The 22,781-nt window shown below is 30.8% G+C and carries 24 protein-coding genes; 8 read left to right on the top strand and 16 right to left on the bottom strand.

What is annotated here, in order from left to right:
• Nucleotides 1–17 precede the first annotated feature (17 nt).
• The 14 genes from FVE72_RS00180 to FVE72_RS00115 form a co-directional block, all read right to left on the bottom strand.
• Complete coding sequence (locus FVE72_RS00180) at nt 18–1,031, bottom strand: UbiA family prenyltransferase (RefSeq protein ID WP_146966271.1); 1,014 nt, start codon at nt 1,029–1,031, stop codon at nt 18–20.
• 23 nt (nt 1,032–1,054) lie between these two features.
• Nucleotides 1,055–2,659, bottom strand: a complete 1,605-nt coding sequence (locus FVE72_RS00175) for an AMP-binding protein (RefSeq protein WP_026736786.1) — start codon at nt 2,657–2,659, stop codon at nt 1,055–1,057.
• A 40-nt stretch (nt 2,660–2,699) separates the two neighbouring features.
• Nucleotides 2,700–3,722: a GNAT family N-acetyltransferase gene (locus tag FVE72_RS00170; RefSeq protein ID WP_026736785.1), complete on the bottom strand. Its 1,023-nt coding sequence runs from the start codon at nt 3,720–3,722 to the stop codon at nt 2,700–2,702.
• A gap of 28 nt (nt 3,723–3,750) precedes the next feature.
• Complete coding sequence (locus tag FVE72_RS00165; RefSeq protein WP_146966269.1) at nt 3,751–5,082, bottom strand: diacylglycerol/polyprenol kinase family protein; 1,332 nt, start codon at nt 5,080–5,082, stop codon at nt 3,751–3,753.
• Nucleotides 5,069–6,193: a DUF3419 family protein gene (locus FVE72_RS00160; protein WP_146966267.1), complete on the bottom strand. Its 1,125-nt coding sequence runs from the start codon at nt 6,191–6,193 to the stop codon at nt 5,069–5,071. Before FVE72_RS00160 ends, FVE72_RS00165 begins: the two co-directional genes overlap by 14 nt.
• A gap of 1 nt (nt 6,194) precedes the next feature.
• Entirely contained in the window at nt 6,195–8,945 is a 2,751-nt protein-coding gene (locus FVE72_RS00155) for a PEP/pyruvate-binding domain-containing protein (protein WP_026736784.1), read from the bottom strand.
• 28 nt (nt 8,946–8,973) lie between these two features.
• Nucleotides 8,974–9,855 carry an RluA family pseudouridine synthase gene (locus FVE72_RS00150; protein WP_026736783.1) on the bottom strand — a complete coding sequence of 294 codons (882 nt, stop codon included), beginning with the start codon at nt 9,853–9,855 and terminating at the stop codon, nt 8,974–8,976.
• Nucleotides 9,856–9,867: 12 nt separating this feature from the next.
• Complete coding sequence (pth, locus tag FVE72_RS00145; protein WP_026736782.1) at nt 9,868–10,434, bottom strand: aminoacyl-tRNA hydrolase; 567 nt, start codon at nt 10,432–10,434, stop codon at nt 9,868–9,870.
• Between the two features lie 248 nt (nt 10,435–10,682).
• Entirely contained in the window at nt 10,683–10,958 is a 276-nt protein-coding gene (spoVG, locus tag FVE72_RS00140; RefSeq protein ID WP_006808379.1) for a septation regulator SpoVG, read from the bottom strand.
• Nucleotides 10,959–11,140: 182 nt separating this feature from the next.
• Entirely contained in the window at nt 11,141–11,386 is a 246-nt protein-coding gene (locus tag FVE72_RS00135) for a S4 domain-containing protein (protein ID WP_146966264.1), read from the bottom strand.
• A gap of 10 nt (nt 11,387–11,396) precedes the next feature.
• Nucleotides 11,397–12,890: a hypothetical protein gene (locus FVE72_RS00130; protein ID WP_146966262.1), complete on the bottom strand. Its 1,494-nt coding sequence runs from the start codon at nt 12,888–12,890 to the stop codon at nt 11,397–11,399.
• A 27-nt stretch (nt 12,891–12,917) separates the two neighbouring features.
• Nucleotides 12,918–13,328, bottom strand: coding sequence for a hypothetical protein (locus tag FVE72_RS00125; protein WP_006808391.1), 411 nt, complete (start codon nt 13,326–13,328; stop codon nt 12,918–12,920).
• A gap of 36 nt (nt 13,329–13,364) precedes the next feature.
• Nucleotides 13,365–14,264 carry a peptidyl-prolyl cis-trans isomerase gene (locus FVE72_RS00120; RefSeq protein ID WP_146966260.1) on the bottom strand — a complete coding sequence of 300 codons (900 nt, stop codon included), beginning with the start codon at nt 14,262–14,264 and terminating at the stop codon, nt 13,365–13,367.
• Nucleotides 14,265–14,493: 229 nt separating this feature from the next.
• Nucleotides 14,494–15,162 (bottom strand): DNA-3-methyladenine glycosylase, encoded by a 669-nt coding sequence (locus tag FVE72_RS00115; RefSeq protein WP_026736781.1) that lies wholly within the window; start codon nt 15,160–15,162, stop codon nt 14,494–14,496.
• Nucleotides 15,163–15,281: 119 nt separating this feature from the next.
• On the opposite strand from FVE72_RS00115, the gene FVE72_RS00110 reads away from it, so the two are divergent.
• Nucleotides 15,282–16,139 carry a hypothetical protein gene (locus FVE72_RS00110; RefSeq protein ID WP_026736780.1) on the top strand — a complete coding sequence of 286 codons (858 nt, stop codon included), beginning with the start codon at nt 15,282–15,284 and terminating at the stop codon, nt 16,137–16,139.
• A gap of 108 nt (nt 16,140–16,247) precedes the next feature.
• Here the strand turns inward: FVE72_RS00110 and FVE72_RS00105 are convergent, their stop codons facing one another.
• Nucleotides 16,248–17,042 carry a helix-turn-helix domain-containing protein gene (locus FVE72_RS00105; protein ID WP_051411697.1) on the bottom strand — a complete coding sequence of 265 codons (795 nt, stop codon included), beginning with the start codon at nt 17,040–17,042 and terminating at the stop codon, nt 16,248–16,250.
• A 133-nt stretch (nt 17,043–17,175) separates the two neighbouring features.
• Between FVE72_RS00105 and FVE72_RS00100 the strand changes: the two genes are divergently transcribed.
• A complete protein-coding gene (locus FVE72_RS00100; protein WP_026736778.1) occupies nt 17,176–17,526 on the top strand; it encodes an SRPBCC family protein in 351 nt (116 codons plus the stop codon).
• A gap of 104 nt (nt 17,527–17,630) precedes the next feature.
• A complete protein-coding gene (locus FVE72_RS00095; RefSeq protein WP_051411695.1) occupies nt 17,631–17,930 on the top strand; it encodes a VOC family protein in 300 nt (99 codons plus the stop codon).
• A gap of 235 nt (nt 17,931–18,165) precedes the next feature.
• Here FVE72_RS00095 and FVE72_RS00090 read toward each other — a convergent pair whose 3' ends face one another.
• Nucleotides 18,166–18,414: a hypothetical protein gene (locus FVE72_RS00090; protein ID WP_026736777.1), complete on the bottom strand. Its 249-nt coding sequence runs from the start codon at nt 18,412–18,414 to the stop codon at nt 18,166–18,168.
• Between the two features lie 217 nt (nt 18,415–18,631).
• On the opposite strand from FVE72_RS00090, the gene FVE72_RS00085 reads away from it, so the two are divergent.
• The 5 genes from FVE72_RS00085 to FVE72_RS00065 all read left to right on the top strand — a co-directional run bounded on the left by FVE72_RS00085 (nt 18,632) and on the right by FVE72_RS00065 (nt 22,726).
• Nucleotides 18,632–19,705, top strand: a complete 1,074-nt coding sequence (locus tag FVE72_RS00085) for a S66 family peptidase (RefSeq protein WP_026736776.1) — start codon at nt 18,632–18,634, stop codon at nt 19,703–19,705.
• A 20-nt stretch (nt 19,706–19,725) separates the two neighbouring features.
• A complete protein-coding gene (locus tag FVE72_RS00080) occupies nt 19,726–20,403 on the top strand; it encodes a response regulator transcription factor (RefSeq protein WP_146966258.1) in 678 nt (225 codons plus the stop codon).
• Nucleotides 20,396–21,793 carry a HAMP domain-containing sensor histidine kinase gene (locus tag FVE72_RS00075; RefSeq protein WP_051411693.1) on the top strand — a complete coding sequence of 466 codons (1,398 nt, stop codon included), beginning with the start codon at nt 20,396–20,398 and terminating at the stop codon, nt 21,791–21,793. Before FVE72_RS00080 ends, FVE72_RS00075 begins: the two co-directional genes overlap by 8 nt.
• A gap of 90 nt (nt 21,794–21,883) precedes the next feature.
• Nucleotides 21,884–22,360 (top strand): DUF3060 domain-containing protein, encoded by a 477-nt coding sequence (locus FVE72_RS00070; RefSeq protein WP_051411692.1) that lies wholly within the window; start codon nt 21,884–21,886, stop codon nt 22,358–22,360.
• A 6-nt stretch (nt 22,361–22,366) separates the two neighbouring features.
• The gene (locus FVE72_RS00065) at nt 22,367–22,726 is read left to right on the top strand and encodes a PepSY domain-containing protein (RefSeq protein ID WP_050775480.1); all 360 of its coding nucleotides are present in this window, start codon (nt 22,367–22,369) and stop codon (nt 22,724–22,726) included.
• Nucleotides 22,727–22,781: the final 55 nt, after the last annotated feature.

Below are 22,781 nucleotides of genomic sequence, written 5' to 3'. Positions count from 1 at the left end.
AGTATATCACAAATCATTTAACTTTTCAATAGACTGAATATGTAAAAAACTGTATATTGAAACAGTCCTGTTGTCAGACATGAAAACAAAATCCAGAGTCCCGACACATTTTCGGGAACTTTTCCCGATAAATCTTTTTTTAAAAATTTTATCATAAAATATACTGATACCGCTAAAACTATAGTCAATACCGTCATTCCCAAGAGAAAATACTTTTCATTTGTCTGTAATAATCCGAGCATAACGAGAATATAGTCCAAAATATAAAGTCCGCACAAAATATACACCACTTTTTTTCTGCCCCAAAGTTTGCTGTATGTTTCCACACCGTGTTCTTCTTCATCAGATTTTCTCGTTTTTCTTCCTATTTCGAGAACCATTCCGTTTAAATATCCGAGCATTAGAAACGGTATTATTCCTCTATAAATTTCAAAAACCGACAAATCAGTCATTTCGTGTGATGTCATTATAAATCCTGCAGCCTTAATAATAACGAGATTTATAAATATCATTATTACTACGTGGGAAAGAGCATAAATTACAATTCTTTTCGTAAGCCACTCTTTTATAAAGAACTCTTTTGCCATTAAAAACATATAGATCCAGACAAAACTCATATAAATCAATATTTTCGGATTTATTAAAAATGCCGATATTATTTGCATAATGACAGTTACTATTCCTATATTTCTCAATGTTTTCAGTGTTATTATACCCCGCTGTACAGGTCTGTAAGGTCTATATTTCAAGTCTTCTTCATAATCTTTAAATTCATCGGTCAGTCTTAACTGAAAGAAAAACATCAGAATAATTATAAATAAAGGAATTACTTTGTGTAAAGGCATTGGAATCCTGTCAGGATCATTTCCTGTCATTCCTAAAATTTTCATATTATAAAGAAACCCTGTATAAACGTATGCCGACAGAGTAAACATAAGTACGAAAAAAGAATTTTTTCTTGCAGGAAATCTTTCGTCCAAATATATTTTAAAATTTTTTATTCTTTCAGTTACCATTATTTTGTTATTCACTCGACTTTCTCCTTTTCAAAGATTTAGAGTTTTTCTTTCAATTCTTCCAATTTTTTATAATCAGTTTTACTGTTGTGCCTTTTATCTACAGGTATTTCATCCTCCACGATTTTAAATATCCCGAATTTCTCTTTTAATTTTTTAATTTCTTCATTTTCTTCCAAATTTCCTTCAAAATCAGGATTTCTCTCGGTAATCAGATAAAGTTTATCATCTTTTGAAGTCAAAATCGATTTTTTTAAAGCCTCACAGAAAGAAAATGCCGTTTCTATGCTGAAAGGATAGTAAATATTATCGTTTATTCTTATTCTTCCTTTAACTCTTCCCAGCAGTACAAGCTGTCCTTTTTCATTAATATAGCCCGTATCTCCTGTTTTATGCCATTTTTTATCAGGGCTTTCGGGAATATTCAAATAACCTTTCAGCACATTTTCCCCTTTTACAAGTATTTCTCCTTTAATTCCCGTATTTTTATCTTCTTTATTTTCCGACTTTTTATTTTCTGCTTCACTTTTTTTCTCAAAGCCTTCGTTTTCTGATTCATTCATTTTTTCATCAGCTTTTTCAGAAATTTCTTCTATTTTTAGGTCAATTTCATCCACTTTTCTTCCGACTAAAAGCCCGTAGCCGTTTTTCATATTTTCAATATCTTCTTCGGTTATATCCTCGTAGTTCAGTATTGAAATAGGCTCGGCTTCTGACGCACCGTACAATGCTCTTACTTTGACATTTTCAAAGATTTTGTCTATTTTCTGCATAAGTTTCGGAAAGACAGGTGCTCCTCCTGTATATACAGTCTGAACATTTTTCAATGTCATATTATTTTTTTCTACATAATTTACAATATTTTCCAATATTACAGGCGGTAATATTATATTCTGTATATTGTTTTTCTTAATTTGTTCCGTTACTTCTTTCGGATTTGCTTCCATAGGCGAACTCATATCTATATCAGGAATAAAGACAGTCGCTCCTGTCGCCATATGAGACAGCAGAAAAATAGGAAATGACGAATAAATCGACGTTTCTTTTTCAAATTTCAAATTTTTCTCAAGAACTTTATGCTGTCCCATTAAAAATCCGTGAGTTCTCATGATGATTTTAGGAAACCCTGTACTTCCGCTCGTAAAACTTATCAGAGCGGGTGTATTTTCATTGATATGTTCTTCTTCTCTTTCGTACTTTTTAGGCTTTCTCTTTTTCATCGGAGGCAGGCTTTCAGACTGCTCAAGCATTTTATTATAATTTATCTTTTTCCCGATTTTTCTTATTCCTTTCAGGAAAAATCCTTTTAAAATAGTTTTTCCACTCCCTATTATTCCTTCGGGAGAAATCATCTCACAACATTTGTTTATATGTTCGGTATCGGCATAAGGATCTATAAACACCGCCTGTAACCCCATTTTGAATATTGCCAGTAAAATTATATAAAACTCCACTCCTATCGGCACAAAAACGACTATTTTATCCCCTTTTTTAAAGCCTTTATTCTCCAAATAAGTACATATTTTATCGGATTTTACATCCATATGGTTAAAGTTGGCTTTATCTCCTGTTTTCAAGTCTACTAGTGCAGTTTTATAAGGATGTCTGTCTTTTAACTCTTTAATCTTGTCAGCTATTGTCATATTAAACTCCTCTCAAATATTTTTATTTTTGATTATAATATTACAATTCTTTTATAAATAAAGTGTATTCCCGCAGTTTCTCCCCAAGTAATAATCCTGTATTTTTCGACACGTTGCTTTCATGCATCAATGCGTATATTATATTACTGTAACCGTTATTTTGAACTTCTTTTATAAATTCGTCTATTAAAATATATCCGATACCTTTTCCGTTATATTTCGGTGCTACTGCTATCGTTTTCAGTATTACGGTGTCAACTTTTTTCTTATAGTAAAGTTCGGCATAATCAGGTATTCCGAATACATATCCGACAAGTTCCTCTTTTAAATATACCAGTTTAAAAAACTGCTTTACAAGCTTGTCTTTATAGCTCATATACATTTTCAAAAATATTTCTCTGTCAAGTTCCGTATACAAAAAATTGTTTTTAAAAGCTTCTATTGTCAAATCGTACACATCATTTAAAACTTCGTTTAAATCTTTATTTTCAATACTTTCAACTTTTATATCGTTATAAAAATCGAACTTTTTTATCTTTTCCATTTTTCTTTTTATATTTTCACTTTTTTTCATATTTTCGGATATTGAAGAAATATATCCGGCAAGAGAAACAAATCCCGTCTTTTCAAATAAATCAGGATAATAATCCTCGTTCCATGGCTCCATTAAAAACTTCGGTCTTTCTCCTTTTTCCGTTACATACCTGTAAGTATTCCATGTCGTTCCGTTTAAAGGCCCTATTATTACCTGAACTTTTTCATTTTTCAACTGTTTAAAAATCTCTTCCAAAATTTCACTGCCTTTTTCACGAAACGCCTCATTTACAGTTACATTTCCTATATATGACGTTTTTTTTCCATTATAATCAGGTCTGTTATGCCATAAATAAAGATTTCCCTCAGTTTCTCCAGATTCACTGTAAAAAACTGTTATTTCTGACGGTCTTTCTATTTTTATTTTTTGAATTTCTTCTTCAGAAATATTATTTTCCGCAATGTATTTTTCCAAAACGGTATTTTCAGTCTGATTATCTTTCATTATTACGTATCTTTTCATTTTCATAACATATCCGCTTCTTTCAAATTAGATTTTACAACATTCCTATTCCTGTGAGCAGCAACGAGCATAAAAATACTGTTCCCGATGCTATAAACACCTTACTTTCTCCGCTTAATTCCTTTTCTTTTTCGATAATATAATATATTTTCATCGAAGTTTCGTATAAAAATATTCCTCCGATCAGGAGAATTATAACTCCTGCGAGCATTTTAAAATCCCGAATCATTGATAAAAATAAGTAATTACATCCGAAAAATAACAGTGCTTTTCCTGTACTTCCTGCTAAAAATCTCATTCTGAACGTTTCTCTGTTTACATTTCCGGCATTGTCCCTTATAAGATTTATAAGCCCGAAATGTAAAGAAAACGAGAAAATATACACCAGATATAACCTCTCTTTATCCAGTATTGTTGCCAATGCGAGCCATACAAACGTGGAAAAAGCTATGGCAAGAAGTCCTTTCAGCGAATCTTTTACCTGCCCTTCGACTTTCGGCGTAAAATGATAGTATCCGAGATACATTATCAATGGCGGAATAAGCCATTTTATACCCCCTATTATCATAACAAGATAGAGAAAAAACAGACTTCCTGTCTGAGCAATTCTTGTAAGCGTGGTTTTTTTTCGATTAAGTATAATAATTATAAATAACACAACAATTACCCAAAACTTATGCACAAGCTCTTTTGTACCGAGATTTGTATTCAGTTTCAAAAACAGATATACGAAAAAAGGTACAAAAAGATTATCAAGTCCGTTCCATGAAATGACTTCGAGAATCATAGTCAGTATACTTAAAAGCAATGATAACAGGACAATATTTATATTTTTCAAATCACTGAAAACAAGAAAGAAATTAATACAGACAAAGTATGTTGTCAGAAAAAATACTACCGAACCTTCAACGGACTTTGTTCCGAACCCCGTATCAAACTTGAATTTACTGTAAAATTCTCCTATTAATGCAGCAAAAGCATCGGAAAACATAAGTATTACCAAAGGCAGTGCATACGTTACTTTATTATCGCTTGATACTATCCACAAGCCGAGTATACTCATGATAAAATATATATCTCCCAGTGTTTTCCTGTTTTTTGTTTCTATTACCTGTTTAAGTCCCGTTATTTTATTCTTTATTATTCTTATGCCTATAAGCAGTATAAGAAATATTACTCCCAACACTATAACAGAGATTTTTCTTTTAAAAAGAAAAGGCAGTGTCAATCCTCCGAATCCCGAGCCTATATGAAGTATTTTTCTTATAAGTTCCGAATTAAGTTTTTCACTTTTTTCGAGTTTATTCAATAGCAGAAAAAACAGCATGAAAATTATTAAAACAACTATCATCTTAACTATTTCCATTTTTTATCACCTTTTCCACAACAAAATCAGTATAAAAAAACGTTTTATCTTTTTTGTGAAGCTTTTTATCAATCATTTCCGAGCGTTCAAATCTTTTTTCTTTTCCGCCTTTTATAAGTCCTGTATTTCTTTCCACAACCAGATTCCAGTATACCAGTTTTGCTTCATCAGCGGATTTCTCATAAATCTTTTCCATTAATTTTTCATAATTTCCCAAAGACATATATTCAAAAATATCACTTAAATTAAATTTATTTATTTTCAAATCTGTTCCGTCCAGATATTCTTCCATAGAATTTTGTACAATTTCTATTTTATGAATATTCTCCCTTATTTTTTCAAAGTTTTCCTCTCTTAAAACATAAGGCAGACAGTCCGAACGGTAATTCCCTGTAAGAATATAGTTAAGATAAGGATTTTCATAAGGAGAAAGTTCACACGAGGCGTACCTGCTTCTTTCGGTCATTACTTTTGAAATATCTTTTTCCACATATTTAAAAAATTCTTTATCTCTTCCGAATTTTCCTACAATATAATTTAAAAAAAACAGTTTGAACATCATTTTCCATCTGAAATTATTCCATTTTTTATTATAATATTCGGTTCTTTCCGCCTCGGATTTTTCAGAAAGAAATTCCTCCACTTGCTTTTTTGAGTGAACAAAAGGCAATATTCTTTTTCTGAAAAGGCTGAAAAATTTCTCGAATTTTCCCGTATGGATAACTCCGCTTTGAACGGCTTCTTTGTTAAAATCCCAGTATTCTCTGACTTTTTCTTCGAGATTCCCTCTTATTTTTTCATACATTTCAGCTCTTTTATCCGATTTTTTTACTCCGATAAATTCGAGCATTTTTTCATAAGAAAACTCTTTAAATACTTCTATTTTCAGTCTCACAAGAGCAATCTGGGGAAAACTTATATCAAGGGCTATTATTTTTGAAGGATTTTTTGTAAGCATGGAAAATACATTATCCCCTGCCGAAAGAATACCCAGACACACATCATTTTCCTTTATGTCAAGTCCTTCCAGCAAAACTTCCGTGTCCTCCCAACATTGCGAGTACCTTATTAATGAAAAATCAACCTTATTTTCTCTGACTTCACTTTTCACTTTATACTTCCTCCAATTTTTTTATTATTCCTGTACTTCCGTCAAACTGAATGTAATCTCCCGTTTTTAAAAGGCCCGTTGCACCCTGTACTCCCACTATTGCAGGTATATTCATTTCACGTGAAATAATCGCACTGTGAGACAAAAGACTTCCTTTTTCCACGATAAGCCCTTTTAACAGAGGAAATACCATAACCCAGCTCGGATCCGTAGATTTTGTCACTACAATATCCCCTTCTTTCACTTCGTCATTTACAAGGTCCAAAACGACTTTGACTTTTCCTTTTACTATTCCTTTGCTGCAGCCCGTCCCTTTCAGTTCCTCGTTATTCTGAGCGGCTGCCGATAAATCTTCGTAGTAAAAATCTTCTCCTAAAAATCCCTTAGTCAAAAATCTGTCAGGCAGTATAATTCCCTCTTCATATTTCTTATATTCTTCTTTTCTTAATTTTACAAGCTCTTTCAGATTTACGTCTATGACTGCCCCGTCCATCAGTCCGAATACTTCTTCTATCGTAAGATAAAATATATCTCTTTCATTTTCTGTAATGTTATCTTCTTTTAAATATATTCCGATTTGTTTCATAATTTTTCTTACAGTACCGAACACTTTTGTCCGTTCATACCGCAGATTTTCCCTTAATCTTATAAATTTTTTCGCATAAAATACAGACTTTTTCAGTATATATTTCTTTACAAATCCTATTTTCAGTCCGTCGTATATTTTTTTCTGCTCATCGGCTATATTTCTTTTACTATGTTCCTGTTCACTTTTTACTCCCGAAAGAGAATATATCATTTTTATAAAAAACAGCGGTTCTTCTTTTAATGTAAGCGACTCTAATTTCAGCTCCTGAACTGTTCTGTCTCCGAATTTTTCCATATATTCATTTAAAACTCTGTTAAATTCGCTGTTTTTTGTTAAAGACGAAATATTGTAAAGATTTCCGAATAAAATTTTTTCTCCTGTTTCGGTTTTTTTCTCTTTTTCCGCATTTTCTATTATTGACTTCACTTCATCTTTCAATATCTCATTTTTTCTCAGCATTTCACTCAATTTTTCAATGTATTTTGAAGGCTCCACACTTATCATTTGCTGTCCTTCCTGAGCGATAAGTATATTATGCACTTCATCCGCATTTTCTTTTATATACTTTTCTGCGATTTTTTTTGAGATCCCGAACCATATCATCACAAGAAAATCATTTATAATAGGTATTTCCCAGTTTTTCAAAAACTTATTTTCCAAAAACCTGTAATATTTTTTAAGTTCCGTTATATTCATATCACTTAAATTTATTTTTTCATTATTCAGGTTTTCATTTATGATTTTATAAAATTTTTCCGCTTTTTTCTCTATCAGAAACATATTAAAAAATATCGCAAGTCCCGCTTTCAATTTTTGAATTTTATTTACATTTTTCTCCAAAAAAGACATTTTTTCGTTTGCCTGTAACAGATTTTCACTCAAATTTTCCTGAGACAGTTCTTTCTTCACTCCCATCATCTGTTCCATAAATTTACTGTTATTTTTGGCATTAGGAAACAATAAAAGCAGTTTATACCAGTTTATCAGGTTATAATAAACTCTTCCTTTTAAAAGCCCTAACATATTATCGTAAACGACCTGATAGCTTTCCACAACTTTAGACGGTACTCCCGTAATCTCGGAAAATCTTTTATAAACTCCCGAATATGCCGTTCTTATAAAACTGAACGTAAGCGGAAGGCTGATACCCGGATAACTTTCTACAATATTACTGTTATCCCATATTATAATATTAGATATATTATCCGTATCTTTTTTTAATGTTGTAATGGGTCTTGACTGTAATATATAAAGTTCTCCTTTTTCATAAGCCCACTCTATATCCTGGGGTCTTCCGTAACATTTTTCTATATTTATAATATTTTCTCCAAGTTCCTCCACTTCTTTTTCGTTTAAAATTTCGTCATCTATATTTATTTCTTCTGTTTTTATTTTCTTATTTTCAAAATCGAGAGTCTGTCTTATCTTTTTTGTTTTTATTTCCTTTTTTATCTCCCGCGTATTTTTATTGTAAATATACAAATCTCCGTTTTCATCTCCGTCAACTATACTCGTTCCCAAGCCGTAAGTTCCCGAGATGACAATTTCGTCGGTATTTCCGTTTACAGGATTTACGCTGAAAGCCACTCCCGCCTTTTCAGAATTTACCATTTCCTGTATAATAACTGCAGGAACATTTATTTCGTTGTTTATATTTCCTTCTTTTCTGTATTTCATTACGTGGGAAGAAAAGGACGAAAGCCAAACTTCCTTTATTTTTTCGATTATATTTTCTTTTCTTACGTATAAAAATGTTTCAAACTGCCCTGCAAAAGAAAAATTATCACTGTCTTCTTCCACAGAAGATGATCTTACAGCATAATATTCGTCTTTTCCGATCACTTTTTCTATTTCTTCGAGAAATTCCTTTTGAGGTTTATGTTCTTTTATGATTTTTATTATATTTTCTATTTTTTCTTCGGTATTTTCACCGAAAATACTTTTCCAGTCCTTTATTTCTCCAAGAATGCCTTTATTCCGATTACTGTCCTGTATCTCTTTAAATATCACTTCTTTAAAATATCTGTTGTCAATTACCGAAAAATTAGGAACATTAAATCCCTGATTTGCCAATTCCAAAAGATTTTGAGCTTTCTTTCCTGTTTTTTCTTCAAATATTCCGCTGTTCCCTCTGTAACTTTTCATTTCCTGAATATATTTCATAAATATTTCTCCTTTCAGGGAAAATTTTTTATTTCAAGATATCCTCTCCGAGAAATTCTTTCATATCGTCAAATAAAGGTATTTCCAGTTCTATTTCTTCTTTTTTCACAGGGTGAGTAAATTTTACTTTATACGCATGTAAAAATTGCCTTTTTATTCCTCTTTTTTCATCGATTCCCTTGCCGTAAAGTTCATCTCCGACTATTGTATGTCCTACAGACTTTAAATGTACTCTTATTTGATGGGTTCTCCCTGTAAAAAGCTCACATTCCGCAAGAGTCACATTTTTTTCGGGATATTTTTTTAAAGGTCTTACTGCTGTTTTCGCATATTGACCTCTTTCGTCTATTATTCTTTCAAGTTTATCTCCATCCCTGTAAATAGGCTTTTCTATGACTATTTCTTCATCAAACTCCATAATTCCGTCCACTATTGCAAGATATTTTTTCTCAAAATCGGAAAAATTTTGTAAAAATGCTTGTGCAAAACTGTTTTTCGCAATAATTATAAGGCCCGACGTATTCATATCCAGTCTATTATAAAATCTCGGAACAGTTTCTTTTCCGTATTTTTCCTTAAAATAATGAACTATCCCGTTTGCCAGTGTAAAATCAACTTTTTTCTGAGTAGGATGTGTCAGTAAAAACGGCTCTTTGTTTACAACAAGCAAATCATCATCTTCATAAACAATATCCAAATCAAGTTTTATCGGCTTTATATCCGTTCCTTTTTCTTTTTCGATTACTCTTAAAATTCCGCTTGAAGGAAGTTTTTTTGTAGTCCTTACCTGTTTTCCGTTTAAAAACACTTCCACATTTCTCAAACTTCTTCCTGAATAATTCTGCACTTCTCTCAAATATTGGGATATTTTCATTCTCTGGTACTGTTTTTCCAATTTAAACTTTTTCATATTTTTCCCTGTCTACTTTGTGTTATACTTGTTCATAAGTCTTTCCAAAGTCATATCGTTTTTAATATCTTCTATTAGGTTAAAGATTTTTTCTCTGCTTTCTTTCAGTGTTTCTTTTTCTTCAGGAGAAAATTTTCCTAAAACAAATCCTATAGTCTCATCTTTTGATTTCGGTTTTCCTATCCCGTATTTTATCCTCACAAACTTTTCGCCGACATGCTGTATTATCGACTTTATTCCGTTATGACCTGCAGATCTTCCGTCTTTTTTTACTTTCAGCTTCCCGAACTCCATATCCATATCATCATAAATAACAAAAAGTTCCGTTTCGGGATCTATTTTGAAAAATCTGACAGCCTCTCCCACAGCTTCTCCGCTTGAATTCATAAAAGTAAGCGGTTTCTGATAAAACACTTTATCCCCTTTATAAGTCGTCTGTATAAATTCCGATTTATATTTTTCTCTCATATCGTTTATATTGTTTTCTTTTAAATATTCATCTATAAATATAAAACCTATATTATGTCTTGTCAGTTTATACTGTTCTCCAGGATTTCCCAGTCCTACTATTAATTTCATTTTCTACAAATCATTATTCCTTCCCCCGCATTTTCGGAGTCGACGCAGTCGCGTAGAACACAGGTAGCGGGAGTATGAGGACGGCAACGAGCCCTCATAAAAATAATTCTCTCCTTCCTTTTCTGCTTTTTTGTTTTTCATTTTTTAAATTATATCATATTCCCGATTAATAAACAAAAAAATCCGGACCATATGTCCGGTATTTTTTCATTGTAGGCATTTAAAATAAGTCATTAACTATATTGCAGTTATTCGGCTTCTACATTTTCTTTTTCATAGTTTTCCAAAATTACTCTTGTCAATTCGGATCTTAATTCCGGAGTAATAGGGTGAGCTATGTCCTTAAACTCTCCGTTAGGCATTCTTCTTGAGGGCATCGCAACAAAAAGTCCGTTTTGTCCTTCAATAACTTTTAGCCCGTGAATAACGAAGCATTCATCAAACGTAATGTCTACATATGCTTTTAACTTTCCGCCTTCCTCAGAGCCTTTTCCGAGTCTGAGTCTGATATCTGTTATTTTCATACGCTTCTCCTTGCTAAAATAAGATGTGTTTTCCATAATTATTATACCTCATTATTTTCAAAAAACAAGTGAAAATAACAATGTTTTTAAAAATTTTCACTTCAATAATTAAAAATAAGGCTCTAAACATTTATAATAGAGCCTTTCAATTATCATTTTATTTTTAAATATAATTCCTGTTTTTAACTTATTAATTCAATATATTCATCAATAAAATCTTTTTTTAAATTTTCAGGAGGAATATCTTTTATTTTTATTTTTATATTTTTATTAAAATATTTTATATCAAGAATATCTCCCTTTTTTATATTATAAGAAGATTTTTTTTCTTCTCCGTTTACGGAAATATTTCCGTTATCCGCCAACTCTTTTGCAACAGTTCTTCTTTTTATTATTCTTGTTATTTTTAAAAATTTATCCAATCTCATATATAACCCTTTAATTAAATATTTTTTTTAGTTCATCTTTTACATCTTTTGCAGTTGAATCTCCCGAAACAGAATTTTTATTCTCGTTTCCGTTGTTATTTTCCTTAGGTTTTTCAGCTTCGTTATTTATATTCGTTTCCGTATTTACAGTAGGTGTCGCTGAATTATCCCCGTTCACAAAATCATTTACATTGAGAATCGTACTTAAAGATAAAAGTCCTCTCTGAAGTTTATCGAGTTTTCCTTCTTTCGCATAAATATCGTCAATCAAACCTTCAATAGATTTTGTCTGATCCTCATACTCTTTCATTATCTCATTATAACGTTCGGATTTCATGCTGTTTATCTTTTCTTCAAGCATTTTTTTATCTTCTTCGGATAAATTCGTTTTATTCAAGTTTTTAAAATTATTATTTTCAAAAGTCAATTCCGAAATCAGATTTAAAGCCTTTCCTTCAATCAAATCTTTTTTGGAATACTCGACAGTAGAAGTTATCCTTTCACCAAATAAAGTTTTTAAAGCAATATCATCTTTATTATAGAAAATTTCATATCCTTTATCAGTTTCTGTAACATCGGCTTTTATATTATCACCCAACGTTACCTGCCCTTTAGATGTTTTATTTCCTTTTTCCAATCCCGAAAAAACAATTTCTCCGTCATTTACAGAAATAGAGGAAATAGAAAGTCCTGAATTATCTTTAATTTTTTTTATAAATTTTACAGCTTTCAGTGTTTTATTTAAAGAAATCGCAATTTCTCTTCCTCTTTCCAGAAATATATACGAATTAAGATTTTCCATATCATTCAAAGATATTATTTTTTCCAGTTTATCCAAATCTCCCGAAATATTTTCAATCATTATACTTCTTTCAGCTTCGATTTCCGATATTTCTTTATTCACTTTTTCTTTTTCCGTATTAATCTGCTCATTAAAATTTTTCAATTCTTTGTTCAATTCGATTAATTTTGAAGATTTTTCTTTCAAATCAGTCGATAAACCGTAATCCTGTTTCAGTTTATTTACAGCTTCGATATTTCCTTTTTTCATATTAAAGAAGTCATCAATATTCTTATCCAGATTATTTATTCTTGCAGTTGTTTCTTTTATATAGCTTTTTGTTGTTTTGACTATTTTTTCATGCTCGGCAGGAACATTAATCTTTTCAATAAAAGAATCTATCTGAGGATCAGCCGCATTATACAGTAATTCAGACTTTACTTCCTGAAGCTCCATTGATTCCAGTTTCACTTCAGGCGATATTCCGAATTTTCCTCCACGTACTATTTTTATTTTGGCTTTCCCTTTTCCTAATTTTTCTCCATTCAATATAAAATTATCAAATACGATTTCCCCGTCTTTAATGGAATATTTCAAATTTTCAAATCTTGAACTATCGGTTTTCGTTAAATGAGCAATTATTCTGTTTGAAAAAATTACTCCTCCCAAAGCGAAGATTACTGCAATTATTACTAAAACCAACAAAAATTTTAAAAACTTCATGTTATGCCTCCTTTTTGCCGAAATTTATTATTTTAACTGATTCAGTAATCTTCCTGCAGCCAAGTAAAACGAATTCATGTTGTTATCTCTTATAATCTGATAAGTTCTTGCCAAAAACTCTCTTTTTGTCATTCTTATATTTTTTTCCTTTAACAGTTTATTCAAGCTGTCAACTGTAACCTGTCTGATTTGTGCAGCATCTTCGTATACTTTCTGATCTATAAATGCCACTATTTTTTCATCTGTAGCATCAAATTTATTGTCTATTTCTCCTCCCGAGTTACTTTTAGAAGGAGTTACTTTGTTAGGAGCAGGCTTACTTTCCACACGGGATCCTGAAGTTGTACCTGAGCTTGAACTTCCCGCATAAGGATCTCCCGATGTACAGGAGATCATTCCAATAGAAATTAATAACATAATAAAATAACTTTTTCTCATCTTCTTTTACCTCTCAAATCTTTGATATTTCAATTTTTATTTTTTTGTTTCAGGAAGTTTAACAGTATCTTTATTTATTTTATCCAATTTAAACTCTCTTGTAACATCTTCCATAAATTTTTGTGTTTCTTCCTGTCTTTTTGAAGCTTTCATCTGTGCTTTTATCTGATCTTTTACTACATCAAAAGCCACAACTCCTTTAGGATTTTTCTCCAATACTTTTACTATATAAGCTTCATCTCCTACAATTATAACATTGTCGATAATCTGACCCTTTTGAGCATTTTTTACGGCTTCGCTTATAGGTGCGTATTTTTCTGCAAGAGCAGACATAGGTATTTCGTCAGTTTCTCCTGTCGAACCGTTTTGTACTCCTGTATATTTTCTGACAAGCTCTCCGAATTTACCCGGATTTGCTTTTGCTTCTTTTAATGCAGCTTCAGCTTTATCTTTTTCACTCGCAGGAGTAACAATTAACTGTAATCTTACCGAATCTTCAGGTCTTTCAAAGTTTTTTAAATTTGCTTCGTATATTTTTTTTGCTTCGTCATCTGTAACATTTACCGAGCTCAGTCTGTCTATCATCGCAACAGATGCAAGGAAATTTTCTTTTGTAAATTCCACACCTTCGGTATATTTTTTATCTTTGTCAAGCTTTTTTTCTTTCGCTTTTAAAGCAAAAGCTCTCGTTGTAGCTATATTTTTTACGATATTTAATTTCATTTGTTCAAGCTGTTCTTTAGGTACATCTTTTAATTCGGCACCTGCAGCCTCAAGTTCTCTTTCCAATTGAAAATTTACTTCCGATTCATAAACTTTTATTTTTTTATCTTCAGATTCAAATACGACCTTTCCGCTTTTTCCTCTTGTATTTCCACATGCTAAAGCTAATATACACAATACAGTGACGATTAAAATTTTAATTTTATTTTTCATTTAATTTTTGGGGATGTATTAACTGAAAAAGCCGTTAAGCCTTCATTTTTACATCTCCACTCCTTTCCTTGATTTAATTATATAGAAATTTTTAATTTATGTCCAAAAAATTGAAATTCTCCGATTAAATTCGGACTCTGTTCCGCCTTTATATTTTCTATAAATTTTAATAAAGTATAACTCATAAATATTAGATTTCTCTATGATTTTTTAAATTTTTATTCTTATATTAAAGGTCTTTCCAACATTTATCCGTATATTCACTCTTTCTCATTCCGGAAACATATCTGTTTCCTGCAACATAAAAACGAAGCTGCTTTTCCGTCCATATTCCTTTATCGGGAATACCTATCCTTGGACTTACTTTTATTTCTGCAGGAATTTTACTTTTCTCAAAATCAATATAAATTATATTTTCTTTTATTTTTTTCATATCGGTTTTTTCGCTTAAAATTCCAATTTTTGACATATTGAATTTATCTTTTATCCCCATAGCTTTTGTCAGTTTTCCCGGTCCGTTACTCACTAATACACCTGTTTTTCCTCTGTTTTCTTCCATTACTTCTTTTCCTGCCGCAGGCTCTATTCCCCGAATTAATACTGCCTGAGGATTTCCTTCTTCACATGAAACTATATTAAGCATTTTATGAGTGTGCATTGTGTAAATATACACGGTTCCCGCTTCCTGATACAAAGCCTCTACTTTCGGAGTTCTTTTCCCGTCATATCCGTGACATGCCTCATCAATTATTCCGAGATACGCTTCCGTTTCAGTAATATAGCCGCTCAATATTTTATCTCCGTTTTTCACGATTATCAATTTTCCTAAAAGTTCTTTTGCCAGAGAAACTGTACCCTGTTCAAAAAAATCTTTTGATTTATTTCTATTTTTAAGCATTTTCCAAGTTTTCCTCTTTTCTTTATTTTTTATATTTTACATTATATCGAAATTTTTTTCTATAATAATTTCATATGGTATAATATATAATAAAACAAATTCAGGGAGGTATCCGAAAAATGAAAAATTTAAACTTTTTATCAAAAAGAAAACTTATCGCCTTTTTTTCTGCATTAACAATATTTTCTGCAGCTTATGCGGTTTCTCCGAAAAAATCGTCTGTTGTAAAAAGCAATGCTGTTAACACAAAAACAATTATTTCCCCTACAAAAAAAGAACTTGATATTATTGCCGATAAAATATTCCAAAACGAAGCAGGCAGTGTAAAAGATAACCTTGTCTACTGGAATACCGGAGAAAATTTTCCTTCATTGGGAATAGGGCATTTTATATGGTACAAAGAAAATGAAAAAGGAATTTTTGAAGAGAGTTTTCCGCCACTGATAGAATATTTTAAAATAAGAAATATTAAATTACCTGAAATATTGGAAAAAAATAAATATGCTCCATGGAAGAGCAGAGAAGAACTTATAAAACTGAAAAACGAAAAAAATCCCGATATAGAAAAACTTATTGACTTTTTATACAATACAAAAGATATTCAAATCGAGTTTATTTATAAAAGAATGGAAGCCTCTCTTGATAAAATGTCGGCAATTTCCGAAAATAAAGAAAATGTAATAAAACAGTTTTACAGAGTGGCAAATTCTCCTAACGGATTGTATCCTTTGATTGATTATGTAAACTTTAAAGGCGAAGGAACAAATTCCGAAGAAAGATACAAAGGGGAAGGCTGGGGACTCTTACAAGTTCTCGAAAATATGAAAGGGGAAGGTTCAGGTAAAGCAGCTTTGGAAGAATTCAGCAATTCGGCAAAATTTGTTCTTCAAAGAAGAGTAAATAATTCCGATCCTTCAAGAAATGAGAAAAAATGGCTTGCAGGCTGGTTTAAAAGATGCGATACTTATAAAGAATAATACAAAAATCTTATAAAATGGGAGCGATAATTTCCTTATTATTGAAGGCAATAAAGCTTCCTTTTATTTTTATCTGAAAAACATAAAAATTTTTCTGTTTCAAATTTATTATTTTCCGATAACTTTAAACAGTAAATTCGGCAGATTAATCAAAATAGGCGGATCTTCGGGAATTGCTTCTCTGAATAAAATTTCAAATTTTTCTTCTTTTTCCGAAGGAAAAATCAGTTGCTTTTCGACTTTCCCCCGAAGACAGTTTTTCAAATCGAAGTATCTGAAAATTTTCCCGTTTTTTTCAACTGAACATGCCAAAATATAATACTTTCCGTCAGGGATATTTTTGAAAGTACATCTATTATTTACTTTCTTAGGAATTACAGCTTTTCCGATAACAGGAGCATGATTCGGTATAGGTGTTTTAAATAATCCTACAAAAGTCATTTCACTTTTATAATTTTCAGGATATTTCAAATAAACTGTACAGGTACTTTTCCCGTTGCTTTTCATATATTCATAATAAGTTTCTTCTGAAGACTCTTTATTTTCCTTATATTTATTCACAATTTCATGCAGTTTTTCAATATTTTTTCTGTATTCTCTCGGCGAAAGTCCTGTATTTTTCCTGAATATATTGGAAAATGAGCTTGAACTTTCATAGCCCGACTCCAGTTGTGCAAGAATAACACTTTTATCTTCTTTTATAAGCTTTTGTAATGATTTTTCAAGTTTTAATACAGAAACAAATTCTTTGGCTGAAAATCCTGTTTCCTTTTTGAATTTTCTGCTGAACTCATATTTCGTGTAACCGAATTTTTCAGCAATCTCTTTTATTGAAAATTTTTCATTCTCATCGTACGATTCGAGTTTTTCTCTCATATATTCGGCAATAATCTTTATATCCATATATAAATCTCCGTAATTTTTATTAATTTTAACATACAAAGTACAAAAAACGCAATTCATGATAAGATTTTTTTAATGATTGCTGTTATAATAAAATTAAAACAAAATCTTATTACCAAAGAAAGGATAAATTATGAATAAAATCATCCACTGCAAAGTCAAATTAAAATGTGATACAAAATATGCTTTTGAAATGTTCACAAAAAATGAACTTATTTCAACATGGTTATGCAAGCATGCCGATATCGAGCCTGTAACAAACGGAAAATACGAATTATTCTGGGATGATAACAAAGAAATCAACAGTACCATCGGTTGTAAAATTACTGCAATAGAGCCTTCCCGATTATTGTGTTTCGAGTGGAAATGTTCTCTTGAATTTTCGGAATTTATGAATTATTCCGATCCTTTAACTCATGTTTGCGTACTGTTTTCTAAGGAAAATAACGATTCCTGTGAAGTCAATTTAATTCATAGCGGTTGAAAAGAAGGCGAAAACTGGGAAACAGCAAGAAAATGGTTTGAAAATTGTTGGAATAATTTGTTTAATGTATTACAGGAAAAAATAGAAAAGAAAGGATAGTTATTATGAAAATTAAAAGTGTAGCAATAGGGATTCCCGTAAATAATCTCGAAAAATCTGCAAAATGGTACAAAGATATTTTTGAACCTGAAGAAGAATCTGTTCCTTCTGTAGATTCTCCAATAATTGAATATAAAACAGGACCTGTTTGGATTCAGCTTTTTGAGGGAAAAACAGAAAATAGTGATAACGTCGTTAATTTTGAAGTTGAAAATCTTGAAAAAGAATATAATCGTTTAAAAGAAATGTCTGTAATCAATGATGAAGAAATAACAGATATTCTCGATGTTATTAAATATCTGTAATTTAAAGATCCTGACGGCAACAAATTAACTTTTGTAGAGATTTATTCTGAAAGTGAATTAAAATCAAAATAACAAAAAAAGGACTATTTAAAATGAAAAATTATCATAAATTTTTAAATTTCTGTTATTTATAATTTCTGTATTTTATAAATTTTAGCATTTTAATTTTTTTACTAAAATAGTCCTTTTTTATTTATAATTAATTACAACACAAAAATTTTCTGTTCAAATAATTTTAATACAAATATTCAAAATAACTTAGCTGCAAATTTCTGTATCCGCTTCCTGTAAACCACACTTTATAAACTTGCCCTATCCCCAATGTATTTCGTGGATATAAAAAATGGAAAATTTTACCTGAATCCAAACTTTGACAACGCATATGAGAATAAGAACTCGAAAGAATTTTGCATTCTTCTACAAATCTTTCAGAAAAACTTAGTAATCCGAACATTAAAAATAAACATAAAACTAATTTTTTCATAAAAACCACTCCTTAAACTTTATTTATATTATACTTTACAAAATATTAAAAGTCAATAACGATTCAATGATTTTTATTATAAAATAAAATTTATTTATCTCTATAATGAGAGAGCTATTGAACAATTTTTATAATTCAAAGATTTTTTTGTTTTAAAAATATGATATAATAAAATAAAACCGTGTTACAAAAACTTATAATCGAAAGGAATACTGACATGAACAAACCGAAATCACTTAAAAGAGGAGATACTGTCGCTGTCGTCAGCCTGTCGAGGGGGGTATTGGGAGAAAGTTTCTGTAATCACCAAAAATTACTGGGAACAAAAAGACTTGAAAAAATGGGATTTAATGTCGTTTTTATGCCTAATTCACTGAAAGGCATCGAATATTTGGAAAATCATCCTGAAAAAAGAGCCGAAGACTTAAAAAATGCTTTTAAAAATCCTGATATTAAAGGGATTTTATGTGCTATCGGAGGAATTGACGGATATAAAATTTTTCCTTATCTTATGGAAGATGAAGAATTTATCTCACTTGTAAAAGAAAATCCGAAACTGTTTACAGGATTTTCCGATACTACAGTCCATCATTTGATGTTTCATCGATTGGGAATGCAAAGTTTTTACGGACCTTCTTTTTTAACGGATATTGCAGAGCTTGACGATAATTTACTGCCTTATACGGAAAAATACTGGAATATATATTCGGGAAGTGCTTTAAACGAAATAAACTCAAGCGATATATGGTACGAAGAAAGAACCGATTTTTCCGAGAAATCTTTAGGAATACCGAGAATTTCCCATAAAGAAAATCGGGGATTTGAACTTTTACAGGGAAAAGAAAATTTCAGTGGAAAACTTTTGGGCGGCTGTATTGAATCTATTTATAATGTTATTTCGGGCGAAAGATTCAGTGAACAGAAAGAAATATGCGATAAATACAACATATTTCCGACAAAAGACGAATGGAAAGAAAAGATTCTGTTTATAGAAACTGCCGAAGGAAAATCTTCTCCCGAAAAATACAAAAAGATGCTTGAAGCTATTAAAGAAAAAGGTGTTTTTAAAGTAATAAGCGGAATAATTGTCGGAAAACCTCAGGATGAAGCTTATTATGAAGAGTATAAGTCTATTTTAAAAGAAGTCGTAGATAATCCCGAACTCCCTGTACTCTATAACGTAAATTTCGGGCATGCTTATCCCCGTTGTGTTTTGCCCTACGGGCTGAAAATTGAATATAATCATTCGGAACGTAAAATTATTTTTAAAGAAAATATTTTTTCTGAATAAAAAGTAAAGCAGGTGATAATTTGAGAATCTTAGTTGTTGAAGATGAAAAAAGTTTAAATGAAGTAATTGTAAAAAGACTGGAAGATGAGCATTACGGGGTAGACTGGTGTTATAACGGGAAAGATGCACTTGATAATATTCTTTTAACAGAATACGATGCCATAATTCTGGATATTATGTTGCCCGAGTTAAACGGTTACGAAGTTCTAAAAACTATACGTTCAAAAAACATAGACACTCCTGTCCTCTTTTTAACAGCAAAAGACAGTATAGAAGATAGAGTTAAAGGGCTTGATTCGGGAGCTAACGACTATTTGACCAAACCTTTTGCTTTTGAAGAGCTTCTTGCCCGAATAAGAGTAATGTTAAGAAAAGATTCCAACAGTTCAGGTAATGTATTTACTGTAGCAAATTTAACTGTGGATACAAACTCACACTCGGTTTTTCGTGATGATATTCCTATAAAACTGTCCAAGCGTGAATTTACAATACTCGAATATATGATTAGAAACAGAGGAAAAATACTTTCCAAAGATAAAATAGAGCAACATATATGGAATTATGACTATGAAGGCGGAAGCAATGTTATCGAAGTTTATATAAGATACTTGAGAAAAAAAATCGATGCCGATTTCTCTCCGAAACTTATTCATAATATTTACGGAGTCGGCTATATATTGAAGGTGGAAGATGAGTAATTTTTTCAGGAATATTCTGAACAGAATTTCCGTTTCTTTAAAGTTGAAAATTACTTTCTGGTATATGGGACTTATGACAGGACTTGTAATTTTCTTTCTTTCTATAATTTTTTACATAAGTGATAATTTAATTCGTAATTCTATTCATGAAGATTTAAAAAATACAGTAAACAGTGTTTTCGGTCAAATCGAAATTTCCGATAATAATGAGCCCGATTTTGATGAAAGCCTTGTACTTTTGAGAAATAATATAGAGATTTCAATATACAATAAAGACCTTGAATTTATTTACGGAAGTGCTTTGAGCGATTTTAACTTTGAAAATTCTCCTTTTCATGAAAATACCATAAGAACTATAAGAAAAGGAGATGAAAAATGGTATGTATATGAAAATAAAAAATATATTCCGAATTATGGTGATTTGTGGATTAGAGGTGTTATTCCTTCCTCTCTTGCGGAAAAAGCTATCGAAACAATAATTTCCATTTCACTGATTATTTTGCCTTTTTTCCTTCTTTTTGCAGGAATAAGCGGGTATATAATAACAAAAAACGGCTTCAAGCCTATTGAAAAAATAAGGCTTACTGCAGAAAATATAAACGCAGGAAATGATCTGTCCCGAAGAATAAATTTAGGGCAACAGAGAAAAGATGAAATTCATACTTTGGCAAATACTTTTGATACGATGTTCAACAGACTCCAAACTTCTTTTGAAAACGAAGTACAGTTTACTTCTGACGTTTCTCATGAACTGCGTACGCCTATATCGGTCATTATTTCCCAAAGTGAATACGGTTTAAACCACACTGAATCCAAAGAAAAAATGGAAAACTCTTTAAAATCGGTGTTAAAAGAGTCAATAAAAATGTCTCAAATGATTTCTCAACTTTTGATGCTTTCAAAAATGGATAAAGGACACCAGAAACTGAATATTGAAAAAGTAAATTTAAGTGAACTGCTTGATATTATAATTGACACTCAGCAAATTGCTGCAGATAAAAAAAATATAAAAATTAATTCGGTTATAAGTCCTGATATTGTAATTCCTGCAGATGAAATACTTATAATGAGACTTTTTATAAATCTTATTACAAATGCTGTCAATTACGGAAAAGAAAACGGATATATAAATATTGAATTATTCAAATTTAAAGATAAAATTATAAGCAAAATCTCCGACAACGGAATAGGAATAGCCCAAGAAAATATAAATAAAATATGGACAAGATTTTATCAGGTAGATTCTTCAAGATCTTCCGACTCGTCAGGACTTGGACTCTCAATGGTAAAATGGATAGTCGAAGCTCATAAAGGAAGTATTTCTGTAAAAAGTGAGCTAAATAAAGGAACCTCATTCACAGTAGAACTTCCTCTAAACAATAAATTATAAAATTTTAATATTTAAAATTTTCAAACCTCTCATTTTTCTTTAAGCATTTTTTGGTATAATTTAGTATACTAAAATTCAGGAGGTTTTTTTATGAAAAATTTTATTAAATTAACAGTTTTGACACTGGTAACATCCGCTCTTTTAAATGCAGGTACGGTAAAAGTGGGCAATCAGATTAAAATTAAAACTCCGGGAAGTACTTCTGTAAATGTTTCCGACGGTAATATCAATATTAATGCACAAGATTCGGAAACAAAAAACAGCAGTAAAAAAGCAAAATCGACTAAAGGTAAAAAAATTGTAATAAACGGGGCTTCTATAACAAAAACCGTTACATTAAACGGTGAATCTCTGGAAATAACAGGAGCTTCAAATCATATTACAGTAAAAGGGAATGTATCTTCTCTTACAGTAAACGGTGCAGACAATACAGTAACTCTTGATTCTGTTTCAAGCATAAACGTTTACGGGACTTCAAATAAAATTTATTATAAAACGGCTCCTTCAAAATCCGGGAAACCTTCGATTTCAGTGACAGGAGCAGACAGTACTGTTTCCAAAAGATAAAAAGGGGTGAAAAATACCGATATGAACCGTAAATTTTTAAAAATATTATTATTTATGATTTTATTTTCTGCAGTTACTTTCGGAATCGGAAAAGGAAAAAATATGTTTTCTACTGATTTTTCCTATAAAAGAAGTAATGCCGATTTAAAAAATAAAATTTCTTCGGAAAAAGCAAAAGAAATAGCTCTTAATCATGCAAGAGTTTCAAAGAATAATGCCAAATTTAAAAAAATCGGACTGCACAAAAAGAAAGATGTTCTTATTTATAAAATAGAATTTTATGTAGATAAGACCAGGTACCAATATGAAATTGACGCACGTAACGGGATCATTCTTAAAGCGAAAAATAATCATAAAAATAAATAAGAGATAATAAGGACTTCGATTATCCGATATGATACAAAAATAGCTATTTCAGATA

Source organism: Pseudoleptotrichia goodfellowii, from assembly GCF_007990505.1.
Taxonomy (GTDB): domain Bacteria; phylum Fusobacteriota; class Fusobacteriia; order Fusobacteriales; family Leptotrichiaceae; genus Pseudoleptotrichia; species Pseudoleptotrichia goodfellowii.
The sequence above is the reverse complement of the archived record's forward strand: the minus strand, read 5'-3'. Positions and strand labels throughout refer to the sequence as shown.

Coding starts and splice junctions, on each gene's coding strand:
- FVE72_RS00105 (WP_051411697.1), bottom strand. CDS start 17,042: ATGGATATAAAGATTATTGCCGAATATATGAGAGAAAAACTCGAATCG.
- FVE72_RS00110 (WP_026736780.1), top strand. CDS start 15,282: ATGAAAAATTTAAACTTTTTATCAAAAAGAAAACTTATCGCCTTTTTT.
- FVE72_RS00075 (WP_051411693.1), top strand. CDS start 20,396: ATGAGTAATTTTTTCAGGAATATTCTGAACAGAATTTCCGTTTCTTTA.
- FVE72_RS00095 (WP_051411695.1), top strand. CDS start 17,631: ATGAAAATTAAAAGTGTAGCAATAGGGATTCCCGTAAATAATCTCGAA.
- FVE72_RS00090 (WP_026736777.1), bottom strand. CDS start 18,414: ATGAAAAAATTAGTTTTATGTTTATTTTTAATGTTCGGATTACTAAGT.
- spoVG (WP_006808379.1), bottom strand. CDS start 10,958: ATGAAAATAACAGATATCAGACTCAGACTCGGAAAAGGCTCTGAGGAA.
- FVE72_RS00120 (WP_146966260.1), bottom strand. CDS start 14,264: ATGAAAAATAAAATTAAAATTTTAATCGTCACTGTATTGTGTATATTA.
- FVE72_RS00125 (WP_006808391.1), bottom strand. CDS start 13,328: ATGAGAAAAAGTTATTTTATTATGTTATTAATTTCTATTGGAATGATC.
- FVE72_RS00170 (WP_026736785.1), bottom strand. CDS start 3,722: ATGAAAATGAAAAGATACGTAATAATGAAAGATAATCAGACTGAAAAT.
- FVE72_RS00115 (WP_026736781.1), bottom strand. CDS start 15,162: ATGCTTAAAAATAGAAATAAATCAAAAGATTTTTTTGAACAGGGTACA.
- FVE72_RS00070 (WP_051411692.1), top strand. CDS start 21,884: ATGAAAAATTTTATTAAATTAACAGTTTTGACACTGGTAACATCCGCT.
- FVE72_RS00155 (WP_026736784.1), bottom strand. CDS start 8,945: ATGAAATATATTCAGGAAATGAAAAGTTACAGAGGGAACAGCGGAATA.
- FVE72_RS00175 (WP_026736786.1), bottom strand. CDS start 2,659: ATGACAATAGCTGACAAGATTAAAGAGTTAAAAGACAGACATCCTTAT.
- FVE72_RS00100 (WP_026736778.1), top strand. CDS start 17,176: ATGAATAAAATCATCCACTGCAAAGTCAAATTAAAATGTGATACAAAA.
- FVE72_RS00165 (WP_146966269.1), bottom strand. CDS start 5,082: ATGGAAATAGTTAAGATGATAGTTGTTTTAATAATTTTCATGCTGTTT.
- FVE72_RS00130 (WP_146966262.1), bottom strand. CDS start 12,890: ATGAAGTTTTTAAAATTTTTGTTGGTTTTAGTAATAATTGCAGTAATC.
- pth (WP_026736782.1), bottom strand. CDS start 10,434: ATGAAATTAATAGTAGGACTGGGAAATCCTGGAGAACAGTATAAACTG.
- FVE72_RS00150 (WP_026736783.1), bottom strand. CDS start 9,855: ATGAAAAAGTTTAAATTGGAAAAACAGTACCAGAGAATGAAAATATCC.
- FVE72_RS00135 (WP_146966264.1), bottom strand. CDS start 11,386: ATGAGATTGGATAAATTTTTAAAAATAACAAGAATAATAAAAAGAAGA.
- FVE72_RS00085 (WP_026736776.1), top strand. CDS start 18,632: ATGAACAAACCGAAATCACTTAAAAGAGGAGATACTGTCGCTGTCGTC.